This window comes from Flagellimonas abyssi (genome assembly GCF_019457905.1).
Classification (GTDB): domain Bacteria; phylum Bacteroidota; class Bacteroidia; order Flavobacteriales; family Flavobacteriaceae; genus Flagellimonas; species Flagellimonas abyssi.
Genome location: NZ_JAHZSV010000033.1, coordinates 1 through 12308, shown reverse-complemented (window position 1 = coordinate 12308; position 12308 = coordinate 1). Strand labels below are relative to the sequence as shown.

14 protein-coding genes and 1 pseudogene are annotated in these 12308 nt (G+C 38.6%); 10 read left to right on the top strand and 5 right to left on the bottom strand.

All coding sequences use genetic code 11. From position 1 onward, the window contains the following. Positions 1-137 precede the first annotated feature (137 nt). The 10 genes from K1F36_RS16855 (at position 138) to K1F36_RS16810 (ending at position 8006) form a co-directional block, all read left to right on the top strand. A complete protein-coding gene (locus K1F36_RS16855; RefSeq protein ID WP_008992796.1) occupies positions 138-512 on the top strand; it encodes an ArsR/SmtB family transcription factor in 375 nt (124 codons plus the stop codon). Further along, the gene (merTP, locus tag K1F36_RS16850) at positions 509-1123 is read left to right on the top strand and encodes a mercuric transport protein MerTP (protein WP_127137395.1); all 615 of its coding nucleotides are present in this window, start codon (positions 509-511) and stop codon (positions 1121-1123) included. The genes K1F36_RS16855 and merTP (K1F36_RS16850) overlap by 4 nt, the downstream gene beginning before the upstream one ends. Positions 1124-1140: 17 nt before the next feature. Further along, the gene (locus K1F36_RS16845; RefSeq protein ID WP_099543538.1) at positions 1141-1482 is read left to right on the top strand and encodes a heavy-metal-associated domain-containing protein; all 342 of its coding nucleotides are present in this window, start codon (positions 1141-1143) and stop codon (positions 1480-1482) included. Positions 1483-1511: 29 nt separating this feature from the next. Continuing rightward, positions 1512-3218 carry a mercury(II) reductase gene (merA, locus tag K1F36_RS16840; protein WP_205780334.1) on the top strand — a complete coding sequence of 569 codons (1707 nt, stop codon included), beginning with the start codon at positions 1512-1514 and terminating at the stop codon, positions 3216-3218. Positions 3219-3227: 9 nt separating this feature from the next. After that, positions 3228-3614: a metal-sensing transcriptional repressor gene (locus K1F36_RS16835; protein WP_127137394.1), complete on the top strand. Its 387-nt coding sequence runs from the start codon at positions 3228-3230 to the stop codon at positions 3612-3614. Between the two features lie 69 nt (positions 3615-3683). Continuing rightward, the gene (locus K1F36_RS16830) at positions 3684-3953 is read left to right on the top strand and encodes a thioredoxin family protein (protein ID WP_127137393.1); all 270 of its coding nucleotides are present in this window, start codon (positions 3684-3686) and stop codon (positions 3951-3953) included. A 2-nt stretch (positions 3954-3955) separates the two neighbouring features. Then, positions 3956-4570 carry a mercuric transport protein MerTP gene (merTP, locus tag K1F36_RS16825; protein WP_127137392.1) on the top strand — a complete coding sequence of 205 codons (615 nt, stop codon included), beginning with the start codon at positions 3956-3958 and terminating at the stop codon, positions 4568-4570. Between the two features lie 158 nt (positions 4571-4728). Then, positions 4729-6987 (top strand): heavy metal translocating P-type ATPase, encoded by a 2259-nt coding sequence (locus tag K1F36_RS16820; RefSeq protein ID WP_127137391.1) that lies wholly within the window; start codon positions 4729-4731, stop codon positions 6985-6987. Between the two features lie 20 nt (positions 6988-7007). Further along, the gene (locus K1F36_RS16815) at positions 7008-7220 is read left to right on the top strand and encodes a heavy-metal-associated domain-containing protein (protein WP_008616468.1); all 213 of its coding nucleotides are present in this window, start codon (positions 7008-7010) and stop codon (positions 7218-7220) included. Between the two features lie 12 nt (positions 7221-7232). Next, positions 7233-8006 carry a M90 family metallopeptidase gene (locus K1F36_RS16810; protein ID WP_110473885.1) on the top strand — a complete coding sequence of 258 codons (774 nt, stop codon included), beginning with the start codon at positions 7233-7235 and terminating at the stop codon, positions 8004-8006. A 117-nt stretch (positions 8007-8123) separates the two neighbouring features. Here the strand turns inward: K1F36_RS16810 and K1F36_RS16805 are convergent, their stop codons facing one another. The 5 genes and pseudogenes from K1F36_RS16805 to istA form a co-directional block, all read right to left on the bottom strand. Beyond that, entirely contained in the window at positions 8124-8903 is a 780-nt protein-coding gene (locus tag K1F36_RS16805) for a hypothetical protein (protein ID WP_013072778.1), read from the bottom strand. Between the two features lie 3 nt (positions 8904-8906). Beyond that, positions 8907-9818 (bottom strand): hypothetical protein, encoded by a 912-nt coding sequence (locus tag K1F36_RS16800; protein WP_121666296.1) that lies wholly within the window; start codon positions 9816-9818, stop codon positions 8907-8909. A gap of 85 nt (positions 9819-9903) precedes the next feature. After that, a pseudogene (locus K1F36_RS16795) lies at positions 9904-10143 on the bottom strand (tyrosine-type recombinase/integrase); the annotation flags it as partial. 90 nt (positions 10144-10233) lie between these two features. After that, positions 10234-10971, bottom strand: coding sequence for an IS21-like element helper ATPase IstB (gene istB / locus K1F36_RS16790; RefSeq protein ID WP_166247880.1), 738 nt, complete (start codon positions 10969-10971; stop codon positions 10234-10236). Between the two features lie 20 nt (positions 10972-10991). Beyond that, a partial coding sequence (gene istA / locus K1F36_RS16785) for an IS21 family transposase (protein ID WP_220114874.1) occupies positions 10992-12308 on the bottom strand: 1317 nt, incomplete at its 5' end.

Here is a 12308-nt window from a genome sequence, read left to right as displayed (position 1 = left end):
CAGATGTACATTTCGGTAGTTTTAGTTTTTGCAAAACACAAATCAAAACAAAAGGAACATAATGATCAAAATTTACATATCATTCTTTTTTGTATTTAAGTATTTGCTTAAATAAGAAATAATTGTAACTTTGCCTTATGAAAAATAATTCTTGCATTAGACAACAGGCAGATATTGAACAGATAAACCGTTGTAAAAAGACAGTTTCAGAATTAAATGAATCGTTTGACTATTTGGCAAATGGACTTTCTTTAGTCGGAAATAATGTTCGGCTAAAAATTCTTTACCTACTCTTTGAGGAGAAACGACTTTGCGTTTGCGACTTAAGTGATATTCTCGAAATGAATATTTCTGCTATCTCTCAACATTTGAGAAAAATGAAGGACAGAAATTTATTGGAAACCGAAAGAGATGCTCAAACGATTTTTTACTCACTAACCCCTGAATATTCAACATTATTAAATCCGTTTTTTGAAATACTCGATAAAAACAAAGTTTTAGAAACGATATGAAAAGTGAAAACAAATTAATTGGTGCAGGTTTGTTAACTGCAATTACAGCCTCTTTATGTTGTATTACACCCGTTTTGGCTTTAATCGCGGGAACAAGTGGAATTGCCTCAACATTTTCTTGGCTTGAGCCTTTTAGACCTTATCTAATCGGGCTAACAATTTTAGTGCTCGGCTTTGCTTGGTATCAAAAACTAAAACCTCAAAAAGAAATCGATTGTGAATGCGATACGGACGACCTGCCTGCCGGTAAGGAAGGAAAATCAAAATTTATACAGTCAAAAACCTTTTTGGGAATAGTAACAGCATTTGCAATTATAATGCTGGCATTTCCATATTATTCATCCATTTTTTATCCGGATAATAAAAAAGAAGTGGTCATTGTAAACCAATCAAATATTCAAACTGTAAACTTTAATGTTCAAGGAATGACTTGTGCTGGCTGTGAAGAAAGCATAAAACACGCTGTAAATGAATTGGACGGTATTATAAATGTAACCCCTTCGTATGAAAAGGGAAATGCCATCGTAGAGTTTGATAAGTCTAAAACCTCTAAAGTAGCTATTGAAAAGGCAATTAATTCAACAGGATACAAAGTTATAAAAGATAAATAAACGCAAAATTACCCATTATGAAAAAACTATCAATAGTGCCTATTTTGGCTTTAATGCTGTTTTCTTTTCAGGCCAAATCACAAAGCAAGGAGGTTACAAATCAAGTTGTGGAAGTAGCTTCAAAGAAACACAATGCAACCACGGTGAAATTTAAAATTACAGGCATTACTTGTGCTGGTTGTTCCAATGCTATTTATAATGCATTAAAGGAAGTAGATGGTGTTTTGGAACATTCGGTTGAATACCCTGGAGATATTGCTGTTATTGAGTTTGATGGTTCAAAAACAAGTATCAAAGCCCTAAAACTTATCATAGAAAAGAAAGGGTTTAAGGCCGAAGTAATTAAAGGGAAGGTCTAATTTTTAATAAGTAAACAGTACCGATTTCAATGAAAAATACAGCTAAAATGAAAATCAAAATGCCTCAAAATAGAGAAACCATTACATTGGAAATTGAGGGTATGACCTGTGAAGGTTGTGCAACACATATCGAAAAGGATATGAACGCAACTGAAGGAGTTTTAAGTTCCACAGTTAACCACGAAACCGGAAAAGGCGAATTTAATTTTGATGCTGATAAGATGAGTAAGGCAAATGTAATAGATGCTATAAACAGCGTTGGTGATTATTCGGTTGTAAATAATGTCGACGAGGAAGAGGTTTCCGCTGTAAATTCCAAAGGCCAAAATCAATTCGATTTAATAATTATTGGTGGTGGTTCAGCTGCATTTTCAGCAGCCATTAAAGCTGAAGGTTTAGGGCTCACAACACTTATGGTAAATGCAGGATTAGATTTTGGTGGCACTTGCGTAAATGTGGGTTGTGTACCGTCTAAAAACCTTATTCGGGCTGCCGAAACGGTACGTCTCGCTACGCATTCCAATTTTAAGGGTATAAAACCTAAAGGAGCAGACATTGATTTTACACAAACCATAAAAGATAAAAAAGCATTGGTTGCTTCACTTCAGCAACAAAAATATATGGATGTGGTAAGTGATTTTGAAAACCTGATAATGCGTACAGGTTGGGCTGAACTTGTTGATAATAAAACAATCCTTGTGGATGGAAAAGACACCTACACAGCAACCAACATTCTAATGGCAACAGGAGCAACTACCAATATTCCAAATATTGAAGGACTGAATGAGGTTGGTTATTTAACCAATGTGACCTTGTTCGATTTAGAGGAAAAACCTGAAAGTTTGACCATTATGGGAGCTGGTTATATTGGTTTGGAAATTGCGATGGCTTACAACAGATTGGGTGTAAAAGTACGTATCATTGAATTTACCGACAGGCCATTACGCAGTCAAACAAAAGATATTACAGATGTTTTGGTAGAACAAATGAAAAGTGAAGGGATTGAAATCCTTCCAAACTTTAGAGCGTTTAAATTTGAAAAGAAAGGTAACGATACAATTATTCATTGTAATTGTCCTGATGGTTCCACAACTCAAATTGTTGAAAAAGGACATATTGTGGTGGCTACAGGGACGAAGCCTAACACCTCTAAATTAGGGCTTGAGAATATCGGCCTAAAGTTAACAGTAAGCGGCCATATTATTGTAAATGAAAAAATGGAAACCAATATTTCCAATATTTATGCAGCAGGAGATGTCACCATTACACCGGCATTTGTTTATACAGCAGCAACCGAAGGTAGTACAGCAGTGCACAATGCGTTTTCATCAACAAAAACAAGTATTGATTATTCATCATTACCTTGGGTAGTATTTACAGACCCTCAAATCGCAGGAGCAGGTATAGATGAAATTGAAGCAGAAAAAAAGGAAATTCCTTTTGAAGTCAGTAAACTTGATTTAATTCACGTTCCAAGAGCCTTGGCAGCTCAAGATACCAGAGGGTTCATAAAACTGATACGCAACACTGAAACCGATAAATTAATAGGCGCAAGAGTAGTTGCACCTGAAGGTGGTGAACTGATACAACAATTGAGTATGGCTATTAAATTTGGAATCACTGTAAAAGATTTAGCAGAAAGCTTTTATCCATATTTAACTTTAGGAGAATCTGTTAAACTGGCAGCGATTACCTTTGGGAAAGATGTTTCCAAATTAAGTTGCTGCGCGAGTTAAGTTTGAGTTATGAAAGGAGAACAGTACAAATTACCTACTGATTTAATCTTGGATATTAAATCCAGATTAAAAACTTTGAGTGGTCAATTAAACGGCATTGTTAAAATGCTTGATGAAGGAAAGGACCCCGAACAAATAAACATACAGTTCAAATCCATTGATAAGGGGATTCAAAAAGCACATTACTTACTGCTGGATGAAGTCTATCGAAAAGCACTTGCTATTGGAATTGTAAAGGCCGTGGACTCTTGCCCAGGCAATTGTGGCAATGAAGATAAAATTGAATATTTAAAAAGTGAATTCCCAAACTTAGAATTATCCGATTTAACTAACAAGTTAAAAGAAATTCAAGCCATTGAAACTCGATTAAAAAACTACAACGAAAAAAAAGGTTAAAAAAAGTTTGGTGACCCCCTACCTAACGTTCTCATCTTTGTTCCATTATTAATTTAAACATAACATAAGATGAAACGACAAATTGAGATTTTTACAGCAGGTTGCCCGGTATGCGAGCCTGTGGTACAATTAGTAAAGGAGACAGCAGGAAAGGACTGCGAAATCACACTTCATAATCTGTCCGAGCAATGCGAAAGTAAAATCTGTGTTTCAAAAATGAAGGAATATGGGGTTACAAGAGTTCCTGCCATTGCTGTTAACGGAAAACTTCTGAATTGCTGCACCAACATCGAAATCACAAAAGATGATTTGGTAAATGCTGGAATAGGAAACTGTTAGGTATGGCAATTAATAAATTGAACAAAAAGGCATCTATGGGGACTGCTGTATTTTCAGCAGTTTCCCTTAAACTATGCTGCTGGGGTCCTTTGCTACTTACAAGTGTAGCTGGTATTGGTGGAAGCTCGGTGTATTTTTCTTGGCTTATTGCCTTGAAACCTTATCTGTTGGTTATAGCATTTTTGTCATTGGGACTGGCCTTTTATCAGGTTTATAAAAAAAAGAAGGTGGACGATTGTGGTAACTGTGATATGGCTAAGCCATCATTTTTTAAGTCGAAATTCTATTTGTGGTTGGTTACAGTGTTTGTTGTTGTAATGACATTGGTTTCTTATTATCCACAAGTATTTCATTCAACGGAGAAAGTAGGAATTGTTGCAACAAACAATACCGATATTCAAACTGTAAAGTTGAATATTGAAGGGATGGTATGCTCTGGTTGTGAAGAAAATATCAACCATTCTGTAAATAAAATTGACGGGGTTACAAATGTATCTACGTCTTTTGAAGAAGGGACTTCAATTATTGAATTTGATACCACTAAAACGAATATCGATGAGATAAAAAAGGTCATCCAATCAAAAGGGTATTTGATTACAAATACTAAAGACCGATAGACACGTCCCCATTATGATTATAAGAGACATAAATTATTCCAATTGGGTAGTATGTAATAATTCGTGAAGAGTAAATTCTACAAATCATTCAGCATATAACGTAACACATTACAGTCTTTTAATCCTGAAATTTGTAACATACAAATAAGAACGGATTTATGGAGACAATCAACATATTTGAAACCAAAAAGAAGAATCATAAACAGGGTGTGAAAGAATCATTTCCAGTTACGGGAATGACCTGTGCCTCTTGTGCAGCGAGTGTTGAATCTGTATTAAAACACACAGAAGGTGTGTTTGATGCAAGTGTTAATTTTGCCAATAGTTCCGTTCTTGTGGAATATGACAAGGAGTTGAGTCCAAATCAACTTCAAAACGCGCTTCGTGAGGTCGGTTACGATATTATAATTGATGCCGAAGACCCTTCGGAAGTACAGCAAGAACTTCAGCAAAAGCATTATCAGGACATAAAAAACCGAACCATCTGGTCGGCGATACTTACGCTACCCATTTTTGTGTTGGGAATGTTCTATATGCAATGGGAACCAGGCAAATGGATTTCATTGGTATTGGCCTTTCCAATTCTTTTTTGGTTTGGGCGCAGTTTTTTCATCAATGCCTTCAAGCAGGCCAAACACGGTAAAGCAAATATGGATACCTTGGTGGCGTTGAGTACCGGAATCGCCTTCCTCTTTAGTGTATTCAATACCTTTTTTCCTGAATTTTGGTTAAGTCGTGGCATCGAGCCTCACGTATATTACGAAGCGGCTACCGTGATTATCACCTTTATTTCCTTGGGGAAACTATTGGAAGAAAAGGCAAAATCAAATACATCTTCAGCCATTAAAAAACTAATGGGGCTTCAGCCTAAAACCCTTAAAATTATTGAGAATGGGGAAGAGAGGGAAATCCCTATTTCATCCGTACAGGTTGGTCAGACCATTTTGGTGCGTCCCGGAGAAAAGATTCCCGTGGATGGCGAAGTTTCCAAGGGAAGCTCATATGTAGATGAAAGTATGATTACTGGAGAACCCGTTCCAGTTCAGAAATCCCAAGGGGAAAAGGTATTCGCTGGTACCGTTAATCAAAAAGGAAGTTTTCAATTTACCGCTGAAAAAGTAGGTGGAGAAACCCTGCTTTCCCAAATCATTAAAATGGTTCAGCAAGCGCAAGGGAGTAAGGCACCCGTTCAAAAACTGGTCGATAAGATTGCCGGTATTTTCGTTCCTGTGGTATTGGGTATTTCCATTGTAACCTTCATTGTCTGGATGTCTTTAGGAGGCGATAATGCCTTTTCACAAGCCTTATTGACCTCTGTAGCAGTATTGGTAATCGCCTGTCCTTGTGCTTTGGGATTGGCAACACCTACCGCCATTATGGTGGGAATTGGTAAAGGCGCAGAAAATAATATCCTTATAAAGGATGCCGAAAGTTTAGAACTCGGTCATAAAGTGAATGCTGTCATTCTTGATAAAACAGGTACAATTACAGAAGGAAAACCTTTAGTAACTGATATATTTTGGAAGGATAAACTCGAAGATATCAACGAATACAAAAAAGTTCTTCTAGCTATTGAAGCACAATCAGAACACCCTTTGGCGGAAGCTGTAGTCAATCACTTAAAAGATGAAAATATTGAAAAAGCTGAAATTGCTTCTTTTGAAAGTATTACAGGAAAAGGTGTGAAAGCTCAAACAGAAAATGGTTCACCATACTATGTTGGAAACCATAAACTAATGCTTGAGAAAAATATTCAAATCGATGCTTCCTTGATGCAAACAGCAGAAAGTCTCGAAGAGCAAGCGAAAACCGTCATTTTCTTTGGCAATGAAAAACAAGTGCTGGCGATACTCGCCATTGCAGACAAGATTAAGGAAACTTCAAAAATGGCCATAGCAACACTTCAAGAACGAGGCATTGAGGTCTATATGCTTACTGGAGATAACAATAAAACCGCATCTGCTGTCGCAAAACAAGTAGGAATAACAAATTACCAAGGAGAAGTGATGCCTTCGGACAAAGCGGCTTTTGTCGAAAAATTACAGGCGGACGGAAAGATAGTAGCAATGGTGGGCGATGGTATCAACGATTCGCACGCCCTGGCGCAAGCCAATGTGAGTATTGCTATGGGCAAAGGTTCGGATATCGCAATGGATGTAGCAAAAATGACCTTGATAACATCAGATTTACAATCTATCCCAAAAGCATTGGAACTATCAAAAAGAACCGTGTTGGGCATACGTCAGAACTTATTCTGGGCATTTATTTACAACATTATTGGCATTCCAATTGCAGCGGGAGTTCTTTATCCTGTAAATGGGTTTTTGTTGGATCCGATGATTGCAGGTGCAGCAATGGCATTCAGTAGTGTATCCGTAGTTGCAAATAGCTTAAGACTTAAACGAGTAAAACTTTAATAATAAATAAATTCAATACTATGAAAACTTTAAAATTTAAAACAAATATCAATTGTGGTGGGTGCGTATCAAAAGTCACCCCTTTTTTAAACAAACAAGAAGGTGTAGAAAGTTGGGAAGTAGATACCTCTAATCCTGATAAAATCCTAACCATTGAAAGCGATGGTGTAACCGAAGAAGATGTAAAGGCGACTTTGCAAAAAGTGGGATTTAAGGCCGAACCTGTAGATTAATACGTTTTTAATATGGCTTATATTTTTATTTCGGTTGTGATTGTTCTTTTTGCTGTTCATTTTTATAGAAAAGCAAAACGTCATAGTGTAAAGCCATTTCCAGAACATTGGCATAAATTATTGACGGATAATGTGCTGTTTTATAGAAATCTATCAAAAGACGCACAGCTAATTTTTCAGCAAAAAATGATGCTATTTTTAAGTGAGGTCTATATCGATGCTGTGCAGTTTGAACTGGAAGAGTTGGATAAGGTTTTAATTGCAGCAAGTGCCGTCATTCCAGTTTTTGGCTTCAAGGAATGGCACTACACAAATTTAAGTGGCATCCTTTTATATCCTGATAATTTTAATGAGGATATGCAATTTAGCAGTAAGGATAACTCACGGAATATTGGTGGAATAGTTGGAAATGGAAGGTTCGAGAAACAGATGATACTTTCCAAGAAAGCATTGTACCACGGCTTTAAAAATACAACCGATAAAAGCAATACTGGCATACACGAATTTGTGCACCTTATAGATAAGTTGGACGATAGAACAGACGGTGTGCCAGAGCGGCTAATGGAACATCAATATGCCATACCTTGGTTAAACTTAATCCATAAAGAAATGGAAGCGATTAACGATAACCATTCAGATATTCGTAAATATGGTGGAACAAATCAAGCTGAATTCTTTGCGGTTGCTTCAGAGTATTTTTTTGAACGAGCGGATTTACTAAAAAGAAAACATCCAGAACTTTATGGGATGTTGGTGGAATGTTTTAGGCAAGAACCGAGCACTTGAGAAAATGAATCAGGCAAACTATAGAGAGTTCAGTTTACACTCTCGTGTAACGTGCTCAAACGTTAGTTTACTATGATTTCCGCATATCCTGCAAGTTCCTTTACGTTTCAAATTATCCTATGAATCCAGTTTTTTGATTTTATCAGTTAGTTCTTCAGGTTGTAAAATTGGTATTGCTTCACGTTCTACACGCAATCCCAATCCTTTGGTCTGATTTATATGGTTAGTAGTAAATTGATTTATGTGAACGTAAATAATTCCAATATCATCACTCATTCGGGTTTGCCAGTCAAAACCATACAATTCTTTCAACCATTTAAAAGGTGTAGTTCTGAACATAACATTGGGGTTTTTGTAATGCCGGCCATCATCCAATAGTATGATTAGCAGATAAACCCTGTTGAATCCAATTTCGGTATATCCATTTGCCTGAATAGTTCCCTTTTTTTGAACGCTTGTAATCTTGTTTATTTTTGGTGGTTGATTTTCAAGCGATTCGGTTTTTACTATTTTACATTCTATTCCAACCGCATTTTGTTCCTTTCCTTGTTCATACAGAAGAATGTCAATATCCCCTGGCATTTTGTTTGGGATTGTGATAGGTTCTTTAACGCCACATTGGTATTTCACCGAATTTGCGGATGGAAATACATTACTAAATAACATCTTTTTGAAATCTCGATTTTCCATAAGCCAATTAACGGCTTGGTCTTCGCTATCAAAAGTTCTGGTAACACTTACATCTGGCTTGGGATTGTTTACGAAAAATGAAATGGTCGAAGAACCATCAAGAGGTTGTCTATCCGAAAACACATATTCTGTCACCTCATATTCTGGTGGTGGTTCTTTTCGGAAGAATTGAACTATTCTATTTTTAATACCTGCCCATATTCTCATACGTTAAAATGGAAATATTTGGTTAGTAAATTGTTTGAATATGTCGCTGGCGATAGCTTTGTCAAAGGCTTTGGCTGCGACCAAATCGCCAAGTTTTGATTTTAATAACTGACCAAACGATTTTTTGCTAAGATGCGGAATGTCTTTGCGCAGCTCATCAAACTCATCGAAGATGATTTGCTGACCATATCCTGATCTTTTAACTTCGGCAAGTACCTCTTTGAGAAGTGTTTTTAATTCTTCATCAGAATCGCTAATTTTTGAGTAGTCGGGCACTTGGGATTTTCTGGCTTGTTCAATGGCATACTTTCCCTCAAGTTTTAGTTTGGCATTTACCTCACGACCATTCATAGTCTCAATAAGGCCTCGTTCTTCAAGCATTCTACCATAGTCCCAATCTTCGCTACGCCCACCTAACTTTAGGCCGTTACCTTCAAGAATCCACTTAATAGAATAGTATTTCCCATCATTATACAGTTCATATAGTTTAGAAAGTATAAGATCAAGAATGCCTTCGGTATCAAGGTTTTTACGCTCTTCTAAATCAATGTCATCAGCTCGCACAATAGCATCTGAAATGAATAATATTTTTAAATAGTAATCAAGCCCATTAATTTCATCTTTAATGGTTTGAATAGTGTTTTTGACTCTTTGGTCGATACCTAATTTCATTCCGAAATTATATCCTTGTTGAGCCTTAAACTCGTATGCAAAATTGGTGTGTTCAGGGTCAAAAGAAGCCTTTACATAACTGATTACATCGCTTTCCCACGATTGTTTTTCCTCTTTCAATTCATTTAATAAATCCTCAGTTCTTGCTGCTTTATATTTTTTAATAAGCGCATTTCCTTCGGACTGAAAATTTTCAAGACTACTTTTAAATTCAGTCCATTTAACCTTTAACACCATAAACATAAAATTATGTTGGTAAAGGTAAGGGAATGGCAATTGAATATGTTGAAATATGACTTTAAAATATTTGCAGATGGCTGATAATAGTTCAAAAATTTACCACACTATCCAAAGCATCATCTGCTTCTTTGTGAATAAAATTAGCTTGATAGTTCAATGTGGTTTTTAAATCGCTATGACGATACAATTTTTGCAGCATAAAGGGATGGATGGTATCACCAGCAATATTGCCAAAGGTATGCCTCGCAATATGCATTGTAATTTTCTTATCAATTTTCGCCTTTTTAGCTATAGATTTTAAGTTGTCATTAAATTTCTTGGTAGCTGTGGATAAGCCGGGTAAACTGACCCACCTTCGCCGGATGAAACTGACCAGGGTAAACGAACTGCCTAGATTTGATCTATCCTTGGGTTAAACTTAGTTTTTATTTTTCAATTTTCTTCTCATTGATTCTCCTTTTATGTCGATTCTGTGTGCCGTGTGCACCAAACGGTCGAGGATGGCATCGGCCAGTGTTTTTTCACCTATGATGTCATGCCATACTTCGACTGGTAGTTGTGATGCTATAATAGTGGACCTTTTGCCGTGACGGTCCTCGATGATCTCCATAAGCGCATGCCTGTTGATGTTGTCCAATGGTTTAAGGCCGAAGTCGTCCAAGATGAGCAAGTCCTGTTTTTCAAGTTTGTTTATCTGTTTTGGATAGGAACCGTCGGCCTTTGATGTCTTGAGCAGGGTAAAGAGCTTGGCGGTGTTGAAGTACATGACCTTTCGCCCCAAGGAGCAGGCCTGGTGGCCAATGGCCGAGGCCAGATAACTTTTTCCCACACCGGTACTACCTGTAATAAGTATGTTCTCCCTTTTTGGGATGAAGTCGCAAGAGCCTAGTCGCCGGACCAGGTTCTTGTCCAGTTGGCGTGACGGTCGGTAGTCGATAGCTTCCATGACGGCCATATACCTGAACCTTGCGGACTTGGTCAATCGCTCTATCCTACGGTTGTGCCGGTCGTCCCATTCGCTCTGGATGAGATAGGCAATGAGTTCGTCATTGGTATAGTCGGTATCGGCACCTCCGGTTTCCATTGTTGTTGCAAAGGCCCTGTGCATTCCAAAGAACCTCATTTCTTTCATCAATTGCATTGTTTTTTTGTTCATATGTCCAGTTTTAAGTGTTTTTATTCATAATATTTTCCGCCCCTTATGTTCTTGTGTTCGGGCATTTTCGTTCCTTCATCATTATGGTCATCGATCTGGTCCCATCCCTTTTTGAGGATGCGCTCTACCATATTGTAATTGTACGCCCCATATTCCGAGGCACGCCTACAGGCACCGTCAAGACGTTCCCTTCCGTACTTTTTGGCAAGGTGGAGCACGCCGAGGCAGGATTTGTAGGATTGCTCGGGGTGCTGCTTTTTTTCCAGGATGGCAATGATGTACCCTTTACAGTATTCGCCGATATTGCCCGCCCAATCGATGAACCTTTCGCTGCTCCACTCGCTTACGAAACGATGGTGCGATGGCATATGGTCGGCCAAGGTGGTATATCCGTATTTTTTCCTGTTCCTTGTATGTACGGCGAACCTTTCGTGCTTATGGTAGATCTCGACGATACTGTCGGTATAGACCAGCTTGACCTGTTTGCCTATATGTCTGTAGGACACGCTGTAATAATGCTTGTCCTTCCCGAAATAGATATGGCTGTTCTTGTGTACGGTGGCCTGGGCATAGCGTTTTACCTCATAGCGTTTCCCTGGCAGGGGCATCAGTTCTCCCTTCTCGATTTCCATGAAAAGCGAACGCCTGGAATATTCCCTTCCCCTGAACGACATTGCATTGTGTTTTTCCAACAGTTCCCTTATCGCCATGTTGAGATCCGTTATGCTGTGGAATACCTGGTTGCGTAAAGGGGCGAACACCCTGGTGTAGATTATCTTCACGGCGTTCTCCACTATGGCCTTGTCCCTTGGCCTATAGGTACGTGTGGGCAGTACCGCCGTTTCGTAGTGTTCGGCAAAGTCGGCGAACACCTCGTTGACCTTGGGCTCGTAACGGCTGCTCTTGGTAACCGCCGACTTCAGGTTGTCGGGCACCAGGGCCTTTGGTACGCCGCCGTAGAACCATAGGGAGTTCTCGGTGCAGCGGATGAAGTCCTCCAGTTTTTGGCTTGCACAGGCCTCTACATAAGTGTATTGGCTGCTACCCAGTATGCAAACGAACACCTCCAGTTCCCTCAGTTCACCGGTCTCCCTGTCGACGATATGGAGTTTCTTTCCCGTGAAATCGATGAACAGCTTGTCACCGGCCTTGTGCTCCATGTGCATTACCGGAGAGGTCTCCTTGCGCCATTCGGCGTACCAGTACTTGAACTGTGAGAGTTTGAAGCCATCGGGGTGCTTGGCATGATATTCCTCCCAGAGCAACTGTCGGGTAACCCCGGTCTTTCTTATTTCCTTGTCAAAATAGGGAAAGTACTGCCTTAAGGTCAGCAAACG